At 49.8% G+C, this 22,569-nt stretch carries 23 protein-coding genes, 1 pseudogene and 1 other annotated feature; of the genes and pseudogenes, 15 read left to right on the top strand and 9 right to left on the bottom strand.

Going from position 1 to position 22,569, the window contains the following annotated elements; translation table 11 throughout:
* Window positions 1–96 precede the first annotated feature (96 nt).
* On the top strand, window positions 97–858 hold the full coding sequence (locus SK38_RS04875) for a YciK family oxidoreductase (RefSeq protein ID WP_048235269.1): 762 nt from the start codon (window positions 97–99) through the stop codon (window positions 856–858).
* Window positions 855–1,445, top strand: a complete 591-nt coding sequence (gene cobO, locus SK38_RS04870) for a cob(I)yrinic acid a,c-diamide adenosyltransferase (RefSeq protein ID WP_032943609.1) — start codon at window positions 855–857, stop codon at window positions 1,443–1,445. The genes SK38_RS04875 and cobO overlap by 4 nt, the downstream gene beginning before the upstream one ends.
* A gap of 83 nt (window positions 1,446–1,528) precedes the next feature.
* On the opposite strand, the gene rluB is transcribed toward cobO, so the two are convergent.
* The 3 genes from rluB to rnm all read right to left on the bottom strand — a co-directional run bounded on the left by rluB (window position 1,529) and on the right by rnm (window position 4,000).
* Complete coding sequence (rluB, locus tag SK38_RS04865) at window positions 1,529–2,404, bottom strand: 23S rRNA pseudouridine(2605) synthase RluB (RefSeq protein WP_003020625.1); 876 nt, start codon at window positions 2,402–2,404, stop codon at window positions 1,529–1,531.
* Window positions 2,405–2,504: 100 nt separating this feature from the next.
* Window positions 2,505–3,125, bottom strand: coding sequence for an L-threonylcarbamoyladenylate synthase (locus tag SK38_RS04860; RefSeq protein ID WP_003833336.1), 621 nt, complete (start codon window positions 3,123–3,125; stop codon window positions 2,505–2,507).
* A complete protein-coding gene (gene rnm / locus SK38_RS04855; protein WP_008784938.1) occupies window positions 3,122–4,000 on the bottom strand; it encodes an RNase RNM in 879 nt (292 codons plus the stop codon). Before rnm ends, SK38_RS04860 begins: the two co-directional genes overlap by 4 nt.
* 135 nt (window positions 4,001–4,135) lie before the next feature.
* Between rnm and trpL the strand changes: the two genes are divergently transcribed.
* The 6 genes from trpL to trpA all read left to right on the top strand — a co-directional run bounded on the left by trpL (window position 4,136) and on the right by trpA (window position 10,804).
* Entirely contained in the window at window positions 4,136–4,180 is a 45-nt protein-coding gene (trpL, locus tag SK38_RS23625; RefSeq protein ID WP_012905981.1) for a trp operon leader peptide, read from the top strand.
* Window positions 4,157–4,251, top strand: a sequence feature (Trp leader region). Its footprint overlaps the gene before it by 24 nt.
* Window positions 4,252–4,274: 23 nt before the next feature.
* Window positions 4,275–5,837, top strand: coding sequence for an anthranilate synthase component 1 (locus SK38_RS04850; RefSeq protein WP_048235268.1), 1,563 nt, complete (start codon window positions 4,275–4,277; stop codon window positions 5,835–5,837).
* A complete protein-coding gene (gene trpD / locus SK38_RS04845) occupies window positions 5,837–7,432 on the top strand; it encodes a bifunctional anthranilate synthase glutamate amidotransferase component TrpG/anthranilate phosphoribosyltransferase TrpD (protein WP_003020639.1) in 1,596 nt (531 codons plus the stop codon). The genes SK38_RS04850 and trpD overlap by 1 nt, the downstream gene beginning before the upstream one ends.
* A gap of 3 nt (window positions 7,433–7,435) precedes the next feature.
* Complete coding sequence (gene trpCF, locus SK38_RS04840; protein WP_048236417.1) at window positions 7,436–8,794, top strand: bifunctional indole-3-glycerol-phosphate synthase TrpC/phosphoribosylanthranilate isomerase TrpF; 1,359 nt, start codon at window positions 7,436–7,438, stop codon at window positions 8,792–8,794.
* Window positions 8,795–8,804: 10 nt separating this feature from the next.
* Window positions 8,805–9,998: a tryptophan synthase subunit beta gene (gene trpB, locus SK38_RS04835; protein WP_003020645.1), complete on the top strand. Its 1,194-nt coding sequence runs from the start codon at window positions 8,805–8,807 to the stop codon at window positions 9,996–9,998.
* Window positions 9,998–10,804, top strand: coding sequence for a tryptophan synthase subunit alpha (gene trpA / locus SK38_RS04830; RefSeq protein ID WP_048235267.1), 807 nt, complete (start codon window positions 9,998–10,000; stop codon window positions 10,802–10,804). Before trpB ends, trpA begins: the two co-directional genes overlap by 1 nt.
* Before the next feature lie 32 nt (window positions 10,805–10,836).
* On the opposite strand, the gene SK38_RS04825 is transcribed toward trpA, so the two are convergent.
* Window positions 10,837–12,309, bottom strand: a complete 1,473-nt coding sequence (locus tag SK38_RS04825; protein ID WP_048235266.1) for a GGDEF domain-containing protein — start codon at window positions 12,307–12,309, stop codon at window positions 10,837–10,839.
* Between the two features lie 186 nt (window positions 12,310–12,495).
* Window positions 12,496–12,771 carry a hypothetical protein gene (locus tag SK38_RS04820; protein WP_003833349.1) on the bottom strand — a complete coding sequence of 92 codons (276 nt, stop codon included), beginning with the start codon at window positions 12,769–12,771 and terminating at the stop codon, window positions 12,496–12,498.
* 259 nt (window positions 12,772–13,030) lie between these two features.
* Here SK38_RS04820 and SK38_RS04815 point away from each other — a divergent pair, with 259 nt between their 5' ends.
* Window positions 13,031–13,468 carry a hypothetical protein gene (locus SK38_RS04815; protein ID WP_223240868.1) on the top strand — a complete coding sequence of 146 codons (438 nt, stop codon included), beginning with the start codon at window positions 13,031–13,033 and terminating at the stop codon, window positions 13,466–13,468.
* Window positions 13,469–13,859: 391 nt separating this feature from the next.
* Here SK38_RS04815 and SK38_RS04810 read toward each other — a convergent pair whose 3' ends face one another.
* Together SK38_RS04810 and ompW are read right to left on the bottom strand one after the other, a co-directional pair.
* Window positions 13,860–14,576, bottom strand: coding sequence for a YebC/PmpR family DNA-binding transcriptional regulator (locus SK38_RS04810; protein ID WP_003020658.1), 717 nt, complete (start codon window positions 14,574–14,576; stop codon window positions 13,860–13,862).
* Between the two features lie 429 nt (window positions 14,577–15,005).
* Window positions 15,006–15,644 carry an outer membrane protein OmpW gene (ompW, locus tag SK38_RS04805; RefSeq protein WP_003833354.1) on the bottom strand — a complete coding sequence of 213 codons (639 nt, stop codon included), beginning with the start codon at window positions 15,642–15,644 and terminating at the stop codon, window positions 15,006–15,008.
* A 292-nt stretch (window positions 15,645–15,936) separates the two neighbouring features.
* On the opposite strand from ompW, the pseudogene SK38_RS25155 reads away from it, so the two are divergent.
* From SK38_RS25155 to yciA, 4 genes and pseudogenes are all read left to right on the top strand, one after another.
* Window positions 15,937–16,014: pseudogene (locus SK38_RS25155) on the top strand (YkgJ family cysteine cluster protein); the annotation flags it as partial.
* Window positions 16,015–16,042: 28 nt separating this feature from the next.
* Complete coding sequence (locus SK38_RS04800; RefSeq protein ID WP_003020663.1) at window positions 16,043–16,786, top strand: YciC family protein; 744 nt, start codon at window positions 16,043–16,045, stop codon at window positions 16,784–16,786.
* Window positions 16,787–16,840: 54 nt separating this feature from the next.
* Window positions 16,841–17,380 carry a septation protein A gene (locus tag SK38_RS04795; RefSeq protein WP_048235264.1) on the top strand — a complete coding sequence of 180 codons (540 nt, stop codon included), beginning with the start codon at window positions 16,841–16,843 and terminating at the stop codon, window positions 17,378–17,380.
* Between the two features lie 165 nt (window positions 17,381–17,545).
* Window positions 17,546–17,947 (top strand): acyl-CoA thioester hydrolase YciA, encoded by a 402-nt coding sequence (gene yciA / locus SK38_RS04790; protein ID WP_008784945.1) that lies wholly within the window; start codon window positions 17,546–17,548, stop codon window positions 17,945–17,947.
* Between the two features lie 64 nt (window positions 17,948–18,011).
* Here yciA and tonB read toward each other — a convergent pair whose 3' ends face one another.
* Window positions 18,012–18,740, bottom strand: coding sequence for a TonB system transport protein TonB (gene tonB, locus SK38_RS04785; protein WP_170974248.1), 729 nt, complete (start codon window positions 18,738–18,740; stop codon window positions 18,012–18,014).
* Window positions 18,741–18,955: 215 nt separating this feature from the next.
* Here tonB and SK38_RS04780 point away from each other — a divergent pair, with 215 nt between their 5' ends.
* Both SK38_RS04780 and SK38_RS04775 read left to right on the top strand, forming a co-directional pair.
* Window positions 18,956–19,252, top strand: coding sequence for a YciI family protein (locus SK38_RS04780; RefSeq protein ID WP_048211485.1), 297 nt, complete (start codon window positions 18,956–18,958; stop codon window positions 19,250–19,252).
* A gap of 295 nt (window positions 19,253–19,547) precedes the next feature.
* Complete coding sequence (locus tag SK38_RS04775) at window positions 19,548–21,557, top strand: acyltransferase family protein (protein WP_048235263.1); 2,010 nt, start codon at window positions 19,548–19,550, stop codon at window positions 21,555–21,557.
* Between the two features lie 277 nt (window positions 21,558–21,834).
* Here SK38_RS04775 and SK38_RS04770 read toward each other — a convergent pair whose 3' ends face one another.
* Window positions 21,835–22,449, bottom strand: coding sequence for a serine acetyltransferase (locus SK38_RS04770; RefSeq protein ID WP_048235262.1), 615 nt, complete (start codon window positions 22,447–22,449; stop codon window positions 21,835–21,837).
* Window positions 22,450–22,569 lie beyond the last annotated feature (120 nt).

The raw sequence follows: 22,569 nt of genomic DNA, 5'->3' as shown, positions 1-22,569 counted from the left end.
TATTGCCTTTGGCTGATTGAAAAAGAACAGGGTTTAAGGCATAAAGCCCAAAAGTTATTGCGAACGAGATGGCCAGGGCGTCGCCGAGGAGTAGCCGTGCATTACCAACCTAAACAAGACCTTTTACAGGGCCGCATTATTCTTGTCACCGGTGCCAGCGATGGTATCGGACGCGAAGCCGCGCAGACCTATGCACGCTATGGCGCGACCGTTATCCTGCTTGGGCGTAACGAAGAAAAACTGCGTCAGGTTGCCCGCACTATCGCCGATGAAAACGGAACACAACCACAGTGGTTTACACTGGATTTACTGACCTGTACCTCTGAAGAATGTCACCAGCTTGCACAGCGCATTGCCGCACATTTCCCACGTCTGGATGGCGTACTGCATAACGCCGGATTACTCGGCGATATTTGCCCAATGAGTGAACAAAACCCGCAGGTCTGGCAGGATGTGATGCAGGTAAATGTGAATGCCACTTTTATGCTGACTCAGGCATTGCTGCCGTTGTTACTCAAATCCGATGCCGGATCGCTGGTCTTTACCTCTTCCAGCGTCGGCCGCCAGGGACGCGCCAATTGGGGGGCGTATGCCACATCAAAATTTGCTACCGAAGGGATGATGCAGGTTCTGGCTGATGAGTATCAAAACCGTCATCTGCGCGTAAACTGTATCAATCCTGGTGGAACACGAACTGGCATGCGAGCCAGCGCATTCCCCACGGAAGATCCACAGAAATTGAAAACTCCCGCCGATATTATGCCGCTCTACCTGTGGCTGATGGGCGATGACAGCCGCCGTAAAACCGGTATGACTTTTGACGCCCAGCCGGGCCGTAAACCAGGAATTGTCCAATGAGTGAAGAACGCTATCAGCAACGTCAACAGCGCGTAAAAGATCGGGTTGACGCACGCGTTGCCGCCGCTACGGACGAGCGCGGGATCATCATCGTATTCACCGGAAATGGTAAGGGTAAAACCACCGCCGCATTCGGTACCGCCACGCGCGCGGTGGGCCACGGTAAAAAAGTCGGCGTCGTACAATTTATTAAAGGTACGTGGCCAAACGGAGAACGTAACTTACTTGAACCCCACGGCGTAGAGTTTCAGGTTATGGCGACAGGATTTACCTGGGAAACGCAAAACCGTGAGTCCGACACCGCGGCCTGTATGGCCGTGTGGGAACACGGTAAGCGGATGCTGGCCGACGATAAACTGGATATGGTGGTGCTGGACGAGCTGACCTATATGGTGGCATACGACTATCTGCCGCTTGAAGAGGTCATCACTGCCCTAAACGCGCGCCCTGCCCATCAAACGGTGATTATCACCGGCCGTGGATGTCATCGCGATATTCTGGAGTTAGCGGATACGGTCAGCGAGTTGCGCCCGGTCAAGCATGCGTTTGAAGCGGGCGTGAAGGCCCAGATAGGGATTGATTACTGACAGTAGGCCGGATAAGGCGCTTGCGCCGCATCCGGCTCCACGCTAAGGCCTGATGGCGCTTTGCTTATCAGGCCCACTCATAATTAACCGTTGTTGCTACGACCACCCGGACGACGGCTGCTACCGACCTGTGAGTGCCGCTTCACCGCACGACGGATCTGATTTGCCTTCATGCGACGACGATCTTTCTCGACGGCAACTTTAGATGTCGTTTCCGGCTTAAGTTCCACCAGTTCACGCAGATAGTTGGTTTGCGCGAGGTCAAGCTCTGTCCAGCCACCACGCGGCAGGCCTTTCGGCAGCGGGATATCACCGTAACGAACACGAATAAGACGGCTTACCTGTACACCTACAGCTTCCCACAGGCGACGGACTTCACGGTTACGCCCTTCGGTCAGCGTGACGTTATACCACTGGTTGATCCCTTCACCACCGCTGAACTTGATCGTTTTAAATGCCGCCGGACCATCTTCCAGCTGTACGCCACGACTCAGATCGCGCAGTTTTGCATCATCAACCTGACCAAACACACGTACCGCATATTCACGTTCGACTTCACGGCTTGGGTGCATCAGACGGTTAGCCAGTTCACCATCGGTGGTAAACAGCAGTAAACCGCAGGTATTCACGTCCAGACGCCCTACGGCAATCCAGCGCGCATCACGCAGTTTTGGCAAACGATCGAACACGGTCGGACGACCTTCCGGGTCGTTGCGGGTACACAGTTCACCTTCTGGCTTGTAATAGGCCAGAACGCGGCAGATTTGCTCTGCAGACTCTTTAACCGAAATCAGATGACCGTCGATACGGATTTTCAGACCCGGAGTGACTTCAACGCGATCGCCGAGCGTGGCAATTTTGCCATCAACGCTCACGCGACCCGCGGCAATAATAGATTCGATTTCACGGCGAGAACCGTGGCCAGCGCGCGCCAGCACTTTTTGTAACTTTTCGCTCATAGAGCTTCCTTTAGATGTCGCCTTCACAGGCGTCGAACAGGAGAATCAACGGCGCCAGTCAGCGCCATTTTAAGGCCGCGTAGTATAGCGGTTCGCGCCCTTATAAGAAAGGTTTAACGTCGCCGACGCCTTCACGCAACACCACCGGGGAATCGTCGGTTAAATCGATGACCGTGGTCGGCTGCTGACCGAGATAGCCACCATGGATAATCAAATCCACCAGTTTTTCCAGACGGTCTTTAATCTCTTCAGGGTCTGACTCAGTAAATTCACTGCCCGGCAGCATCAGCGATGTAGATAGCATCGGCTCGCCCAGTGCTTCCAGCAGCGCCAGCGCAATCGGATTCGATGGCACACGCAGGCCGATGGTCTTACGTTTTTCCTGCAACAAACGGCGCGGAACTTCTTTCGTCCCTTTCAGGATGAAGGTGTAGTTACCCGGCGTGTTGTTTTTAATTAAACGGAATGCCACGTTGTCGACAAACGAATAGGTCGACAGTTCGGACAGGTCACGACACATCAGCGTAAAGTTGTGTCCGTCCGGCAGGTGACGGATGCGGCAAATGCGCTCCATGGCGCCTTTATCTTCAATTTTGCAGCCCAACGCATAACCGGAATCGGTTGGATAGACGATCACCCCACCTTTACGCACGATTTCAACGGCCTGATTGATCAGTCGCTGCTGCGGGTTTTCGGGATGAATATAAAAAAACTGACTCATACTTTCCTCTCTGTGATCTCGGGCTGCTCCCAAAGTTGCCAGACGCCTTCTACGCCTGCGGGCAACCAAAGTTTACGGCCCAACTCAATCCATGGGCAGGGTAGATGAAAATCAGACCCTTGCGATGCCCACAGTTGATGCGAACGCGCAAGCGTCGCCAGATGGGTGCGTTCATTGGGAGACTGCTGGCACTGTGCTACTTCCATCGCGTCGCCGCGATGTTCAGCAAAATGTGCAACCAGTCTTTTCAGCCACTTAGCGCTAAGATCGTACCGCCCAGGATGAGCCAGAACAGCCTTACCGCCAGAATGATGAATGACATCAATAGCTTGTTCTATTGTACACCACTGTGGCGGAACGTAACCGGTTTTCCCACGGGCAAGATATTTTTTAAAGACATCCGCCATGGTTGTGGCTTTTCCACATTCCATCAGGAAACGCGCAAAATGGCCCCGCGTAACCGCCCCGCCATCAGCCAGGCGTAACGCCCCTTCCCACGCGCCGGGGATATGCGCTTTGTCGAGTCGTTCAGCAATCAGGCGTGCACGCTGCTGACGACGTTCCGTTTGTTGCGCCAGAAACTCACACATCATGGGATGGGCGATATCAATGTTCAGACCCACTATATGGATCTCATGGTTTTCCCAGACCGTTGATATCTCGACGCCAGGGATCAAATTTAAGGCTAAACCTGAACGTGAAATTTCTTCTCTTGCCGCCGCAATGCCGGCCGTGGTGTCATGATCGGTGATCGCCAGTGTACCGACTCGCATCTCTACCGCACGGTGTACTAAGGCTTCTGGCGTTAATCGCCCATCGGAGGCTGTAGTATGACTGTGCAGGTCATAAATCACTGCGTAATTCGTGTCGCTCAAGGCGGCTCCCGTTTCAATAAATGTCGTATCACGCCCATCATAGCGGTTTCGACAAATATACTGAAATCAGGTGTTGACTTTATTCCATCGAACTAGTTAACTAGTACGCAAGTTCACATGAAGAAGGTATCTGAGATGAAAGCAACATTTGTTCTGCACGGTTGGTGGCGCACTTCCTGATTTCGGGCAGTGTCTTACGTCTGCAATATGCAACCAGATACCCGGCCCGCCAAATGAGCGGGCTTTTTTTTGAACAAAATTAATGAGAATAACGATGCAAACTCAAAAACCGACACTCGAACTGCTTGCCTGCGATGCCGCCTACCGTGAGAATCCGACCGCGCTGTTTCATCAGGTGTGTGGCGCACGTCCAGCAACACTGCTGCTGGAATCTGCAGACATCGACAGCAAAGACGATCTGAAGAGCCTGCTGCTGGTCGACAGCGCATTACGCATTACCGCTCTAGGTGACACTGTCACTATTCAGGCTTTGTCCGCAAACGGCGCATCGCTGCTGTCCCTGCTGGATGCTGCCCTGCCCGCTGGCGTTGAGAACGAACAACAGCCGAATGGTCGCCATCTGCGATTCCCTGCCGTCAGCCCACTGCTCGATGAAGACGCGCGCTTATGCTCCCTGTCCGTATTTGATGCATTCCGTTTATTGCAGGAGCTGGTGAATGTTCCTGTGCAAGAACGTGAAGCGATGTTCTTCGGCGGTCTGTTTTCTTACGATCTGGTTGCGGGTTTTGAAGAGTTGCCACAGCTTGAAGCGGGCAACCGTTGCCCTGACTACTGCTTCTATCTGGCAGAAACGCTGATGGTTATCGACCACCAGAAAAAAAGCACCCGTATTCAGGCCAGTATTTTTACCCCCAATGATGCGGAAAAACAGCGTCTTAACTCTCGTCTGGCGCAGTTGAGCCAGCAGCTTACCGAGCCTGCGCCGCCGTTGCCGGTCACTGAAGTCCCGCAGATGCGCTGCGAGTGCAATCAGAGCGATGAAGAGTTTGGCGCCGTAGTTCGTGGCATGCAAAAAGCGATTCGCGCGGGCGAAATTTTCCAGGTGGTGCCATCCCGCCGTTTCTCGCTGCCCTGCCCATCTCCGCTGGCGGCCTACTATGTGCTGAAGAAAAGTAACCCCAGCCCATACATGTTTTTCATGCAGGACAACGATTTCACGCTGTTTGGCGCCTCCCCGGAAAGCTCGCTGAAATATGATGCCACCAGCCGCCAGATAGAGATCTACCCGATTGCTGGTACTCGCCCGCGCGGTCGTCGTGCGGACGGTTCGCTTGATCGCGATCTCGACAGCCGTATCGAGCTGGAGATGCGTACCGACCATAAAGAGCTTTCTGAGCACCTGATGCTGGTTGACCTTGCGCGTAACGACCTGGCGCGCATCTGTACGCCTGGCAGCCGCTATGTTGCTGACCTCACAAAAGTCGATCGTTACTCCTTCGTTATGCACCTGGTTTCGCGCGTGGTCGGCGAGCTGCGTAGCGATCTGGATGTGCTGCACGCTTACCGCGCCTGTATGAATATGGGCACGTTAAGCGGAGCGCCAAAAGTTCGCGCCATGCAGCTTATCGCCGAGGCAGAGGGTCGTCGCCGTGGCAGTTACGGCGGTGCGGTAGGTTACTTCACGGCGCATGGCGATCTGGATACCTGTATTGTCATTCGCTCCGCCCTCGTGGAAGACGGTATTGCCACCGTACAAGCCGGTGCCGGGATTGTTCTGGATTCTGTACCGCAGTCTGAAGCCGATGAAACCCGTAATAAAGCGCGCGCGGTTCTGCGTGCTATCGCTACCGCGCACCACGCACAGGAGACCTTCTAATGGCTGACATTCTGCTGCTTGATAACATCGATTCTTTTACCTATAACCTGGCGGATCAGCTGCGTACTAATGGTCACAACGTGGTGATTTACCGCAACCATATTCCGGCCCAGACGTTGATTGACCGCTTAGCAACCATGAAAAATCCGGTGCTGATGCTTTCTCCAGGACCAGGCGCGCCAAGCGAAGCGGGTTGCATGCCGGAGCTGTTAACCCGTTTGCGCGGCAAGCTGCCAATCATCGGTATTTGTCTGGGACACCAGGCCATTGTTGAAGCCTATGGCGGATATGTGGGCCAGGCCGGAGAGATCCTGCACGGCAAAGCGTCCAGCATTGAACACGACGGTCAGGCGATGTTTGCTGGTCTGGCGAATCCGCTGCCGGTGGCACGCTATCATTCACTGGTTGGCAGCAACGTACCTGCTGGGTTGACCATTAACGCCCACTTTAACGGCATGGTGATGGCGGTACGTCACGATACCGATCGCGTCTGCGGCTTCCAGTTCCATCCGGAATCAATTCTGACCACCCAGGGCGCGCGTTTGCTGGAACAAACGCTGGCCTGGGCGCAACAGAAGCTTGAACAAACCAATACGCTGCAACCCATTCTGGAGAAACTGTATCAGGCCCAGACGCTGTCCCAGCAGGAAAGTCACCAGCTGTTTTCCGCAGTCGTTCGCGGTGAACTGAAGCCGGAACAACTGGCTGCGGCGCTGGTGAGCATGAAAATTCGTGGCGAACACCCGAATGAAATTGCCGGTGCGGCAACCGCGCTGCTGGAAAACGCCGCCCCGTTCCCGCGCCCTGATTATCTGTTTGCCGATATTGTCGGTACCGGCGGCGACGGCAGCAACAGCATCAATATTTCTACCGCCAGCGCCTTTGTTGCGGCGGCTTGCGGACTGAAAGTTGCCAAACACGGCAACCGCAGTGTCTCCAGCAAGTCTGGCTCTTCGGATCTGTTAGCGGCATTTGGCATCAATCTGGATATGAACGCTGATAAATCCCGTCAGGCGCTAGACGACCTCGGGGTGTGCTTCCTGTTTGCGCCGAAATATCACACCGGTTTTCGCCATGCCATGCCGGTACGCCAGCAGCTGAAAACCCGCACGCTGTTTAACGTGCTCGGCCCGTTGATTAACCCGGCGCATCCGCCGCTGGCGCTGATCGGCGTTTACAGCCCGGAACTGGTGCTACCGATTGCTGAAACGCTGCGCGTGCTGGGATATCAACGAGCAGCCGTGGTGCACAGTGGCGGCATGGACGAAGTTTCGCTGCATGCGCCGACCATTGTGGCAGAGCTGCACGATGGGGAAATCAAGAGTTATCAACTGACGGCAGAAGACTTTGGTCTGACGCCTTATCACCAGGAACAGCTGGCTGGCGGCACGCCGGAAGAAAACCGTGACATTCTTAGTCGCTTGTTACAAGGTAAAGGTGAAGCCGCTCATGAAGCTGCTGTTGCCGCGAATGTCGCCATGTTAATGCGCCTGCACGGTGAAGAAGATTTAAAAGCCAATGCGCAAACCGTGATTAATGTACTGCGTAGCGGTGCGGCCTATGACCGCGTCACTGCACTGGCAGCAAGAGGGTAAATGATGCAAACCGTTTTAGCGAAAATTGTCGCAGACAAGGCGATTTGGGTAGAAGCCCGCAAACAGCAACAACCGCTGGCCAGCTTTCAAAATGATGTTCAGCCTGGCTCACGTGATTTCTACGATGCGCTGCAAGGTGCACGCACCGCCTTTATTCTGGAGTGCAAAAAAGCATCTCCATCAAAAGGCGTGATCCGTGATGACTTCGATCCGGCACAGATTGCGAGCATCTATAAACATTATGCTTCCGCGATCTCCGTACTGACCGATGAGAAGTATTTCCAGGGGAGCTTTGATTTCCTGCCTATCGTCAGCCGCATCGCACCGCAGCCGATTCTGTGCAAGGACTTTATTATCGATCCTTACCAGATTTACCTGGCGCGTTTCTACCAGGCGGACGCCTGTTTGCTGATGCTGTCGGTGCTCGATGATGAGCAATATCGTCAACTCGCCGCCGTCGCCCACAGCCTGAAAATGGGCGTACTGACCGAAGTCAGTAACGAAGAAGAGCTGGAGCGTGCTATCGCACTGGGCGCCAAAGTCGTTGGTATCAACAACCGTGACTTACGCGATCTGTCGATTGATCTGAATCGCACCCGTCAACTGGCGCCGCGACTAGGGCACGGTGTGACCGTCATCAGCGAGTCCGGCATCAATACTTACGGTCAGGTGCGCGAGCTCAGCCACTTCGCCAACGGTTTTCTGATTGGCTCTGCGCTGATGTCGCATGATGATCTGCACGCCGCCGTGCGTCGTGTACTGCTCGGCGAGAATAAAGTCTGCGGTTTAACCCGGGCTCAGGATGCAAATGCGGCATACGAAGCAGGCGCCATTTACGGCGGCTTGATTTTTGTCCCCACATCCCCGCGCGCGGTCAACGTAGCACAGGCGCGAGAGGTCATGACCGGCGCGCCGCTGCAATACGTCGGGGTGTTTCGCAACTCAGATATTACCGACGTGAGCGCAACAGCGGCGGAGCTGGGACTAACTGCCGTGCAACTGCACGGTAACGAAGACCAGTCCTATGTTGACGCCCTGCGCGACTTACTGCCCGCACAGGTGCAAATCTGGAAGGCACTCAGCGTCAGCGAGACGTTGCCAGCCCGTGATTATCAGCATGTCGATAAATACGTCTTCGACAACGGCCAGGGCGGCAGCGGTCAACGCTTCGACTGGTCACTTTTAGGCGGACAATCGCTGGATAACGTTTTACTGGCTGGCGGACTCGGCGCAGATAACTGCGTTGACGCGGCAAAAACCGGCTGTGCCGGTCTCGATTTCAATTCTGGCGTAGAGTCACAGCCGGGCATCAAAGATGCACGTCTTCTGGCTTCGGTCTTTCAGACGCTGCGCGCATATTAAGGAAAAGGACATGACAACATTACTCAATCCGTACTTTGGTGAATTTGGCGGTATGTATGTGCCACAGATTCTGATGCCTGCCCTGCGCCAGCTGGAAGAAGCTTTTGTCAGCGCACAAAAGGATCCTGAATTTCAGGCGCAGTTTACAGATCTGCTGAAAAACTATGCGGGTCGCCCAACCGCACTGACCAAGTGCCAGAACATTACTCAAGGCACCAACACGACGCTGTATCTCAAGCGCGAAGATTTACTGCACGGCGGCGCGCACAAAACCAACCAGGTGCTGGGTCAGGCGTTGTTGGCGAAGCGCATGGGTAAAACGGAAATCATCGCCGAAACAGGTGCGGGTCAGCACGGTGTTGCATCTGCTCTCGCCAGCGCACTGCTGGGGTTGAAATGCCGTATTTATATGGGCGCGAAAGATGTTGAACGTCAGTCGCCTAACGTTTTCCGTATGCGTTTGATGGGCGCTGAAGTTATCCCCGTTCACAGCGGTTCCGCGACGCTGAAAGATGCCTGTAACGAAGCGCTTCGCGACTGGTCTGGCAGCTACGATACCGCGCACTACATGCTCGGTACGGCGGCTGGTCCGCACCCCTTCCCGACCATTGTGCGTGAGTTCCAGCGCATGATCGGTGAAGAAACCAAGGCGCAGATTCTGGAAAAAGAAGGCCGTCTGCCGGACGCCGTTATCGCCTGCGTGGGCGGAGGTTCTAACGCCATCGGGATGTTCGCCGATTTTATTAATGAAACCAGCGTAGGTCTGATTGGCGTAGAGCCAGGCGGTCACGGGATTGAGTCTGGAGAACACGGCGCGCCGTTGAAGCATGGTCGTGTCGGGATATACTTCGGCATGAAGTCCCCAATGATGCAGACTGAAGAAGGACAGATTGAAGAGTCTTACTCTATTTCTGCAGGGCTGGATTTCCCGTCAGTGGGGCCACAGCATGCATACCTGAACAGCATTGGTCGCGCCGATTATGTTTCAATCACCGATGATGAAGCACTGGAAGCCTTCAAAACGCTGTGTCTGCACGAGGGAATTATCCCGGCACTGGAGTCCTCCCATGCCCTGGCGCACGCGTTGAAAATGATGCGTGAGAATCCAGAAAAAGAGCAGTTGCTGGTGGTTAATCTCTCCGGTCGCGGCGACAAAGACATTTTCACCGTACACGATATTTTGAAAGCGCGAGGGGAAATCTGATGGAACGTTACGAAAACCTGTTTGCACAGCTGAAGGACCGCAAAGAAGGCGCTTTTGTCCCCTTCGTAACCCTGGGCGATCCGTCTGTTGAGCAGTCACTGAAAATCATTGATACGCTGATTGAAGCCGGTGCCGACGCTCTTGAGCTCGGCATTCCGTTCTCCGATCCGCTGGCAGATGGCCCAACTATTCAGGAAGCCACCCTGCGTGCGTTTGCCGCCGGCATTACACCGTCGCAATGCTTTGAAATGCTGGCGCTGATTCGCCAGAAGCATCCGACGATTCCCATTGGGTTGCTGATGTATGCCAACCTGGTCTTCAGTAAGGGCATTGATGAATTTTACGCCCATTGTGAGAAAGTCGGTGTGGATTCTGTGTTGGTAGCCGATGTGCCGGTTGAGGAGTCAGCTCCGTTCAGAACTGCAGCGCTGCGCCACAACATCGCGCCGATTTTCATCTGCCCGCCGAACGCTGATGAAGAACTGCTACGCCAGATTGCCTCTTATGGTCGTGGCTACACTTATCTGCTTTCACGTGCAGGTGTGACCGGTGCCGAAAATCGTGCGGCATTACCGCTGCATCATCTGGTCGAAAAGCTGAAAGAATATGGTGCGCCACCTTCTTTACAGGGCTTTGGTATTTCTGCGCCTGAACAGGTCGCTGGTGCTATTGAAGCCGGTGCCGCCGGTGCAATTTCCGGCTCGGCAATTGTGAAAATCATTGAGAAAAATGTTGCGGCACCGGAACAGATGCTGGCTGAGCTGAAAGCGTTTGTCAGCACGATGAAAGCCGCCACCCACCAGTAAGCTAAATCAACCGCCAGAAATTTCTGGCGGTTTTATCCTTCTTTCGTGTGCTTCATTCTATACATAGCGCTATCCGCATTCTGAATGGCCGCATCAAGTTCACCATTCACCTCTGCAATCCCCCACGATACTGACAATGGCACGGTATGGCCATCCACCACAAACACATGGCTGGTCACCTGCCCACTAATACGTTGCGCGATTGCTATAGCGTCAGTTGCCTGCGATCGAAACAGCAGGATCATAAATTCATCCCCGCCGGTACGAATCACAATATCGTGACTGGTGCGGGTGTTTGACAGCATTCTGTTGGCGATAATTTGCAGCGCACGATCGCCTGCCGCGTGGCCCCAGGTGTCATTGACGGCCTTGAACTTATTACAGTCAAGTAGCACCACCGAGCAGTGTGATAAATCCCGACGCTTGATGATGTCGAGAATTCGGCGGTTAAAACAACCGGTCAGGGTATCAATATAAACCTTGAGGTCACTTTCGTTCAGCCATGTTTTTAACGAGAAGCTGATCATGATGAAGAAAAACGGCGCCAGCAGAATCACGATACCTGCATGCGTGTCGCGCGTCATAAAACGACCTAATGATAACGAATAGTGCAGCGCATATTTCTCTGAAAAATTACGCACCATAAAGCGGGATTGACCGGTACATTTACCGGATAAACAGAGACTCTCATGGTTTGTTAAATTCACCAACTCCACATTCAGCTCCGGTGGAACTTGATAGTCAAATGCCTGCGCCAACGCTTCCTGCAATTCGGATTTTGAATGGTCATAGACCAGATAGGCTACGATTTGGTCTGATATCTCTTTGCCAGACAGATCGTAGATATAACTCACCACGCTGTAAGCTTTTTCACCGGTAATTTTATCGGTATAGAAATTCGTTGAACTGAGGGCTTTGTTTTTGACGTTTTTTTGCAGCAATCGGGTATAGAAATCGACGGGCGGGTAGAAAAATTGAGTGATATCCCGCGCCATTTCAGAATTTGAGAAGCTGAAATTGCGTGAATCGGAAGCCATAAACCAGTAAAAATAATCTGAATTTTTGGCGATGATATAACGATGTGCATCGAAGCTGCCCGGGTTTAGCTCATTGACCATACCGCGAATAAATTCAGCCGCCGTATACATACACAGCGCGTTGTGACTGGTTTGCTGGGCAACCATTGTCCCCGTCGCCGAATGCAGTCGCTTTGGATCGGCGTTAATTCCCCATTCATCCTCATCCCGGAGAACAAATTTTGAAATATCGCCGCATTGTTCCCCCGTTTTGATATGGTGATAACGCTCACCAATCGCATCGGCGATCAGCTCGTTATCGTTAAAAATGTCCATCATGCGCGCTTGCAGGCGGTTGACACCTTCGCTGGCAGCGGCCATTCGCTGTTCATAAATAATAAACAGAAACAACGAAGTAAATATCAACGTAATGAGCCCTGATACCAGCAGTGCCTGCCTGTTTCTGAGCTTATCCTGCACAATCTTCACGAGTCCACCCTGATAGTTAACAGTATTGCCAAATCGGTTACCCGTTTATGTTGTTGCATAACAGCGTTGTACGTTGATAGAGAATGTTTGCCACTCCGAAGCAGGTAAGTTGATGTAGCCCGCAGTCGCGCGCTTAGGTTACAGATTTATACATTAAAAGCACATATTTGTTAACATAAGCGCAAACTAATCATCACCTTCGATAGGATATCCTGCCCGCCGGATGGCCTCGCGGCAGTCGTTTACGCCTGCGGCATAGCCCGCCTCAATCTCACAAACCGGACTTGCGCTGCAATAAGGTAGTGTAACCGGAGTCGCAATAATTTTCTCCAGCGCCTCAATTTTATCCATGTAAAGCAATAACTCACGTGCAGCACTCACGGCAAACGCTGCCGTTTGGTCTTCGGAGAACGGTTCCAGAAGTGTGATTTTTTGCTGTAGCAGATGGCGGGTCAACATCATCAGCAATACCCTCAAAGTTGGTTTGCTTAAAGAGTAGCACTACATCAAAGGGGAGAAAGGCTCGATGTTTTCCCCAGAATGTTTAAATGAAGAACGAGGGGAATGTTTCCTGGTTGCTAACCACTATCAGGCATGCTCGGAATCTATACAGTTCAATCATCCTGGTTGTGCAGCTATTAATTAAGTTGACTTCAAAAAGTCCCTTGCGAGACACTGCTTTAAAGCATGCCAAATATGGGTGAACTTGTTGAGACATCTGTTGATTAAATTAGTTGTGTTAAGCGTTGGATTTTTAAGCGCTGGGGACATACTGGCAAATACTCCGGAACAGGTAGTCACCGCTTTCCAGAGGGATTATAAATATTGGAATGACCAGTCATTTCAGAGAAATCAGAACGATGGAAAGCAAGAAGTTATGCTCCAGGCCCAGAAGGGTTGGAATGAGCTTTTGAAAAAATATACAAAACCTGGTTTTCAGGGCGAGCCTATAGCTTTTGGTTCTGAGTCTAGTCATGACCCTGAGCAAGAGAAGATCATATCGGTTCAGATTACTGAAAAAATAGCGGTCGTAACGACAAAATTATCAAGGCAGTATTATTCACCTATTTATGAATATCAGTTGTCCAAAGAAAATGATACCTGGTATCTATCTCAGATTTTTTTAGTTGATGACGATGGAAAATATCCGAGTTTGTAATAACAGTGTACTTGTACTCATTGTTTCCATACTGCCTGAGACTGTCAATCGCTGGACGACTCTGAGCGTGAAGCGGACCACACTATCTGATGAAAAGCTTCACTCATAATGTCGGGACAGCGATAAGTGAGGAACTCACGTTGTGCTTGCATCAGAATGATCTGGAATGATGGAGTTAACATCTCAATTGTTCATAGCGGCGCTGAGTGGATGCAGGATATCGCGTACTTATAAAGTTAAGGCCAGAGATTTTAATTATTACATTTTCTTTTTTAAGATAGTGGTTTTTATCTATTTTTTAGAATAGACATATCTGGCCAGACATTCTTCTTCATAACAACTCTATGAGTTAAAAAAATCTGCCATAATGACAGATTCCTTTAATCTATCATTAGAGATTTGCAACGTTATGATATACTTTTTGAACATCATCGTCATCTTCAAGGGCATCAACAAGCCCTGCAAAGACTTCTAAATCTTCTGGTGAAAGTTCAATTTCTGATTGAGCAATCATCTCTAATTCTGTGGTAGAGAATTCAGTAATCCCTGCTGCTTTTAGAGCTGCAATGCCTTTGTGAAGATCTGTAGATTCAGTATAAATAACGATGTTTCCTTCTTCTTCGGTTACATCACGAACATCTACTTCAGCATTAAGCAAAATTTCAAAAATATGATCAGGATCTGTTCCTTCGAATACAATCACTCCGGTATTGTCAAACATATAGCTGACAGAACCAGCCGCCCCGATATTCCCACCTTTTTTATTAAAAATTGAGCGGACATTAGCAATCGTACGGTTAACATTTGAAGTCAATGTTTCAGCGATAATCAGTGAGCCACTGGGACCAAAGCCTTCATAACGCCCTTGCACGAACGTTTCATCGCTGCCGCCTTTGGCTTTATCAATGGCTTTATCAATAACGTGTTTTGGAACCTGCGCTTGTTTCGCACGTTCAATAACGAATTTTAAAGATGTATTTAATTCTGGGTCTGGTTCGCCTTGTTTAGCAGCTGCATAAATTTCTACACCGAATTTTGCATATACATTAGACGTTGCACCGTCTTTAGCTGTTTTTTTAGCAACAATATTTGCCCACTTACGTCCCACTGGAATGATCTCCTCGAAAATTCATTTACATAGTCGACAGGTAAATAACCTAGCATTACATTATATCATGATGTATAAATCCTCGTCCATGAAAAATAAAATATCCAAATTTTACGATATGTTACTTTAATTTTATCAATAGTTAACATTTTGGATAAATTATCCCCTGACTATCTTCAGGTTTTTTTGTGCGTAATAAATGAACCGCAACAATAATGCATAAGAGAAGAGAAACAAAAGTAATATTCCAGACAAACACTTCTACTATTAAAGTTGCTGCTGCACTGCTTATAGCGAGGTATCGACACACAAATTTTGTCAGGCCAGAGGCGCAAAATAATGGCCGATCAAGACAACGACACGCGCGGAAAAGAATGAAAAAAAACTGGTCATTTGATGACCAGTTTTGCAGGGGTTTTACAGAAGAACTTAAAAACGATAACCCGCAGAGAACATAAACACCCACGGATCGAGGCGTACACTGTCTCGCTGCTGGACGCCACCCATTTTATAGCTTGCGGTGGTATCGATATCCATGTACCAGACCGACATGTTAATCAGCCAGTCGCGGTTAATCAGATAGTCCATACCGACTTGCCCTGCTGCCCCCCAGGAATCTTTCAGACTCAGGTCCGATAACCCTGTTTCTTTACCGTTATCGTTAAAGCCTTCATCGAAGAAGGTCGTGTAGTTCACCCCAACACCTACGTACGGACGCAGTTTACTGCTGGAGTCACCGAAGTACCACTGCGCCATTAACGTCGGCGGTAAATGATGTACGGTGGCAATATCACCCGTTGCAGCAGTGCCGATTTTATGGCGGAACGGCGTAGCTGCCAGTAATTCAACACCGATATTGTCGGTTGCCATGTAGGTAAATGTCAGACCCAACTGCGTGTTATTGCTGACATCAAAGCCACCTAAGCTGCCCAGCGTACCACCTGCACCTTCCGTCGGCCTGACGGTGGCAGAACCCGCACGAATAAAGAATTCTCCAGCTTCATGCGCAAATGCGTTACCAGAGAGAAGAGTTGTTAAAGCCAATGCTGCAACTGTTAATTTTTTCATGTCCGCTCCATCGTTATGGTTATAAAAGCGGAACGAATATACCCACATTGGAGTAATAAGTGATCTAACATGGATCACATTGACTTTGATAATTTAACATTTATTGATCCAGATTAAGTTAGAACTTGCATTCAAAATCCTGGTTAAATTAATTCAGATCAATTTTGATATATTTTCAATGTGCAAGTACCTCCAGCTCATTGCTGATGGTTGATGGATATCTGCGCGTGATGCGCAGATAACAAACAGCGTTCATGCACGACGCTGAAGTCATAGCCAAAAATTACTGCAGCTTTACAAAGATATGCTTTTCCATACATCGCGCGATGCTGCCACTGTAGAGTTATCCAGGGTACAATTGCCCGCAAATGAACACCTGCAAAACTCAAGGAGAGTGCATGTCTATCACGGCGAAATCCGTTTACCGTGACACGGGAAACTTTTTCCGTAATCAATTCATTACCATCTTGCTGGTATCGTTGTTGTGCGCGTTTATCACAGTGGTGTTAGGGCATGCCTTTTCCCCCACTGACGCACAAATTGCGCAACTCAGTGAAGGCGATCAGTTAACCAGCAGCGTGGGGCTGTTCGATCTGGTGCAAAACATGACCCCGGAGCAACAGCAAATTTTGCTACGCGCATCCGCAGCGTCGACGTTTTCCGGTCTGATTGGTAATGCCATCCTCGCCGGGGGGGTCATCCTGATGATTCAGCTGATTTCAGCAGGTCATCGCGTCAGCGCGTTACGTGCCATCGGCGCCAGTGCGCCAGTGTTACCGAAGCTGTTTATTCTGATTTTTCTGACTACTCTGCTGGTGCAAATCGGTATTATGCTGGTTGTTGTACCCGGTATTCTGCTGGCGATCCTGCTGGCACTCGCACCGGTGATGTTGGTACAGGACAAAATGGGTGTCTTTGCCGCGATGCGCAACAGTATGCGTCTGGCGTGGTCCAATATGCGACTGGTTGCGCCGGCAGTGATCGGTTGGTTGCTGGCAAAAACGCTGCTGTTGCTTTTTGCGCCAAGTTTTGCAGTACTTACGCCGAATGTAGGCGCGGTATTGGCGAATACGCTGAGCAATATGATCTCCGCCGTGTTGCTGATCTATTTGTTCCGCCTGTACATGCTGATTCGCCAATAAACCCTGAACGCATTCCGGGCTTGTACCCGGTGCTTTTGATGACGGAATCGAAGAATGAAGCAGTTTCTTGATTTTTTACCGCTGGTTGTCTTTTTTGCTTTTTATAAGCTTTACGACATCTATGCGGCGACCTCGGCGCTGATTGTCGCGACGGCTGTAGTGTTGATTTACAGCTGGGTTCGCTATCGCAAGGTCGAAAAGATGGCGTTAATCACCTTTGTCCTGGTGGCCGTATTTGGTGGCCTGACTATTTTTTTCCACAACGATGAATTCATTAAGTGGAAAGTAACGGTGATTTACGGGCTGTTTGCTGGTGCTCTGCTGGTTAGCCAGTGGGTGATGAAAAAGCCGCTGATTCAACGCATGTTAGGTAAAGAGCTGACCCTACCGCAGTCAGTGTGGTCGAAACTTAATTTAGCCTGGGCCGTCTTTTTCATCCTGTGTGGCCTGGCGAATATCTATATTGCATTTTGGCTACCGCAGAACATTTGGGTCAACTTCAAGGTGTTCGGCCTGACCGCCCTGACTTTATTCTTTACGCTGCTGAGTGGGGTCTATATTTACCGTCATCTGCCGCAAGAAGATAAATCATAATTCATGCTCGCCAGATCTGCGGATCTGGCGAATTTTTATCCCCTCGCGTTCCATTGTGCTGACAACCTGACTTACATCTGCTCTGCACGCCGCATCACCTCTGTTCTCAACGCACAAATTCTAGTAGCATCGCGCCTGTAATCTTTCTCTATAGTCGGTTCTACAATGACAACAACGAATAACACTCCCCAGGGTGAACTGGTTTTACGTACTCTGGCCATGCCTGCCGATACCAACGCGAACGGTGATATTTTTGGCGGCTGGCTGATGTCACAAATGGATATAGGTGGCGCGATTCAGGCCAAAGAGATCGCACATGGTCGTGTGGTAACGGTGCGAGTGGAAGGGATGAGCTTTTTGCGCCCGGTCGCCGTAGGTGATGTGGTGTGTTGCTATGCGCGCTGTGTGAAACGCGGGACAACCTCGATCAGCATCAATATTGAAGTTTGGGTGAAGAAGGTCGCTTCTGAACCTATTGGGCAGCGCTATAAGGCCACCGAAGCTCTGTTTATCTACGTTGCCGTTGATAAAGACGGGAAACCGCGTCCAATTCCCACGTTGGTCTGATAGCACACGTCAGTACTGCTATCCGGCAATCATCACTCTTGATCATTGCCGGACGGCCTGATGCTTACTCGATCTGCGTTGTGCCGTTTAATTTGAAAACAATATTCACCACAAGCCCGGAACCGGGTTTGCCTGCTTCATAACGCCATCTACGCATCGCATTTTTCACTTCACGCTCAAACATATTGGCAGGCTGTGCAGACAGGATCTCCACATTTTCAACCCGGCCATCCGGCGTTACGTTAAATTTGACCTTTACCCGGCCTTCAATGCGCAGCGCCTGAGCTCGCGCCGGATACTGAGGCTGATTACGGCTTAAAGCGCGTGGACCCGATGGCGCACTGACCACCGGTTTGCTGGTAGTTGCCGGCGCGGTATTGGTCATTGTGCGAGTAGGTGCCGTATTTTCCACTGGGGAGGCCGGGCGCGGTTCTGCTGGTTTAACATCGCGTTTCGGTTGCTCTTCCACCTTTTTCACCGGTTTTGGCTTCGGTTTAGGCTTGGGCTTCGGTTTTTCAATCACCACCGGCGCCTCTTTTGGTGGCTCTGGAATCGGTTCAGGTTCCGGTTCAGGCTCGACAACGGGTTCCGGCGGCGGCTGAACGGCCTGAGGCGGTTCGAGATCGGCAGGCGCGACCATCGTGACAGAGATCGGCTGCGCTGGCGCAGGTAGTTCAATAACCTGATGTACCGAGGTATACAGCAAACCAGCCACTACGGCACCATGAATGCCGACAGACAGTAACGTTGGCCAGGGAAAGCGACGAGGTAAATCAAGGGTCATTGAAGTCATAATCGTTTCAGTAAAAAAACCAGGCCCTGATTTTAAATGCAAATAGCAATCATATTCAATAAGCCCGTGATGCTAACTGACATTTAAAACGCGATTTTATGATAAAAAACCACTTTCAAAGTATGGCCTTAACATATCAGTTATCTTTCCGTTGCAGTTGTTAGGCCTTTCCAATAACGTTATTAACGACTTTTACCGTTCAAGGAGCCCTACCCGTGTTGTATGTTATTTACGCTCAAGATATCGCAGACTCTCTCGAAAAACGTCTTTCCGTGCGCCCTGCTCATCTGGCTCGCCTGCAACTCCTTCATGACGAAGGTCGTTTGCTCACGGCGGGCCCCATGCCAGCAGTCGACAGTAACGATCCCGGTGCGGCGGGTTTTACCGGCTCGACGGTGATTGCCGAATTTGAATCTTTGGAGGCGGCACAGGCGTGGGCTGATGCCGATCCGTATGTTGCGGCGGGCGTTTATGCGCAGGTTTCAGTAAAACCTTACAAGAAAGTATTTTGACAAAACAAAAAGCCATTTTCATTTATAAAAATACTGAACAGTAAGCAAAATACATAGCCATTGAGGGCGCATTTAGGTGCACATTAGTCTAAACGCCCTCACTTCTCGTCTCTATGCATTAATTCAGCATATCAAAGCAATGATAAGTACCCTTATAAAAGGTAGCTACGACCGTTTATTAGCGTGTCATTGATTGTTTCTTACTCAACCTCAGTGTATTTTATTATCTGTCGAGATTAATTTGTCACAATGCAGACAGGCTGCGTTGTCACGATATACGGGATTTTAGTCAATTATGGCTTTTGATTCGTTCCGTCCCGCCTCTCCCTCTCCTAAAGCATTCCGCCATGATATCAATGGCCTGCGAGCATGGGCTGTATTAGCGGTCGTATTTTATCACTTTGGCGTACCTGGATTTAGCGGTGGCTTTATCGGCGTTGATGTTTTTTTTGTTATATCAGGTTTCCTGATGACCGCCATCATCGTGAACGGCCTTGAACGTGGCAATTTTTCATTATGGAGTTTCTATCTGGCACGTGCCAGACGAATTATTCCTGCCTTAATTGCATTATGTAGCACGTTACTTTTCTTGGGTTGGTTTTGGTTGCCCACCGCTGATTATCATGTGCTGGCAACCAATGCGATCACAGCGCTTACTTTTGTTTCCAATCTCAAGTTTTGGCGTGAAGCGGGTTATTTCGATATCACTTCCAGAGAAAACTGGTTGCTGCACACATGGTCTCTTTCGGTGGAGTGGCAATTTTACATTTTGTTGCCTGTTGGCTGCATTTTACTCTGGCGCTGGTTTGGCCGGCAGGGTGTTAAGTTTGCACTTATCGCCGCAGGCGTACTGTCATTAGCTCTATCAATTTACGTGAGCCCTCGACTCCCAGGTAGTGCGTTTTATCTACTCCCCACCCGCATTTGGGAATTATTAGCTGGAGGAGCTGTATGGTGGCTAACTCGTCGGCATTCTATGTCGCAACGCCCAGCCCGGATACTAGAGTTGGTGGGTTTTATTTTAATTGCCCTGTCAGTCACACTCCTGGATGCGACACGACCATGGCCGGGAAGTTATGCCGTGGTCCCTGTGCTGGGGACCATGCTGGTTCTTGCGGCTAATCGCCAGCGATCATTTTTTACATCTACGGCAATTTTTCGCCAGATAGGTGCCAGTTCTTATTCAATTTATCTGTGGCACTGGCCGCTTGCGGTGCTGCTCAGTTATGCCGACAAACATCACAATCCCTGGTGGATTGCTACTGGCATTGTAATGAGTGTGCTATTGGGAAAGATCTCTTTATTGCTCGTAGAGATTCCGACACGCAAACAGCTTGCGCTAACCCCTGCACGCAAACAGAGCTGGATACTATTACTGTTAATTTTGAGCACTGGTGGAATGGCCGCAGGGGCTCGTTATCAGCAAGTCGATGGTAGAATTAACCCGGCAATTGAATTAGCGATGATCCCGAAACTTGATTACGCAGTCCGATTTGAAAAATGTCTGCTCGCGCCGGGTAAAGGAAGCGAGTCTCCTATGTGCAGATATGGCAAAGGAGAGTTAACGGCCATTGTCCTGGGAGACAGTCATGCAAGCATGCTGGTTTCAGCTGTCGCAGAGGCTGCACCCGGTGCGGTTGTTGAGATGACCTATGCGAGCTGTCCGACAGTGTTAGGCATGAAACGAAGAGAGGATATTAATAATGACTGTAAACTATTTAATGATCGAGCTATTAATTTACTAAATAATGAATATAAAAATAAACTCGTCTTTATCGCCAACAGAAGCAGCCTCGCTATCCTGGGACAAAATGAAAAGGACGATTTTTTTAATATTCCTATGGGATTTTTTGATACACCGAATGAACACCCCAATCAGAATTTAACACAGCAGTTTAGCCAGCAACTCGTAAAAACTCTGTGTTCCATAGAGAATAGTCAGAGGGTATTTCTGGTCCGCCCTATTCCTGAAATGGCAGTCGATGTGCCTAATGCAATGGCCAGGGCACTGATGTTTGGTAAGTCAGACAGTACAGTATCTATTTCTCTCGATGAATATTACCAGCGACAAACAGCCATTTGGGCAGCACAAGATGAGGCGGCCCTGCGCTGCGGCGTCAATATTCTCAATCCGTTACCCTATCTTTGCAAGGATGGGCGGTGTTGGGGAGATGCTGGTGGACGTCCACTTTACTCAGACAGTAACCACCTAAGTGCATTTGGCAGTACGCTTTTACTCCCCATGTTTCAACGCGCATTTAAACAAGCAGAACATACCGAGGCAACTAACGCCCTGCAACTTTGACGCTTGACCAGAAACATGGGGATCATATCCATTCGGATACTAATATTCACTCAAGTAAAAAAGCCGCAGATAGCGGCTTTAGTTGTTACTTTTTCTCGTCAGTGTAGCGACGAGCGTTGTCAAAAAGATTTGTACACATAATGACCTCCCTCAAAAGACAATAAACTAACAGAATAGGATAACGGGTAATACCTGACCACACTATTATGAACCACTAGCCCCAGATTGTAGAATCATCGTATTGATAATAAAAAGAAAAGTATAATCAGCGAGAAATTTACGCTGCTGTTTTTTCAACAGTTCTTTCTTGAAACAACGGTGCTTTATTCATTACGTCTGGGATGCACCCGGTTTTAACAATCACACCTGGATTACCAACAACGATAGAAAAAGGCGGGATACTTTCGGTCACAAACGCCCCGGCAGCAATTTTACTCCCTTGCCCAATGATAACCCCGCCGACGATGACAGCATTTGGACCAATCCAAACTTCATCTTCAATAATGGGGTAACCCGTGATGCGGGTTCCTGCTCCCTGAATAGTATCTCGCTGACCGATGGTTACACCATGAAATAAGGTAACGTTCTTTCCAATTCTTGCACTCGGCGATATCACTATCCCCCAGCCATGAGTGATAGCCAACCCGGCACCAACCTGTGTGCTCGATGGAAAATCCATCGAGCACATGTGAGCAGCACACCGATGCAAGATCTTAAATGGATAGAGCATGATACGCAGCGGTGTGCGCGAAACCGCACAGTATTGGCATAAACGCATCATCACAATGATACGGAATGTTCTGCTAATTACTGTACCAATTATTAGTTTACTCCATGAGAAATAACCAAATTCACGGTGGGTATCGGCTTTAATTTTGTCGAATGCCATCATACTGTCTCGTTGTTTAATCGTTAAAATGTATCAGTTCTCACTGAAATAAAAACATATTTTCTTGTCACCAGCATTCTTCTTTTCGAGTAAATACGGCACCTGAAAGATGACAATAATATA

It is taken from the genome of Citrobacter sp. MGH110 (genome assembly GCF_001037515.1).
Classification (GTDB): Bacteria; Pseudomonadota; Gammaproteobacteria; order Enterobacterales; family Enterobacteriaceae; genus Citrobacter; species Citrobacter portucalensis.
Note: the sequence above shows the minus strand (reverse complement) of the source record. Positions and strands in the feature narration are given on the sequence as shown.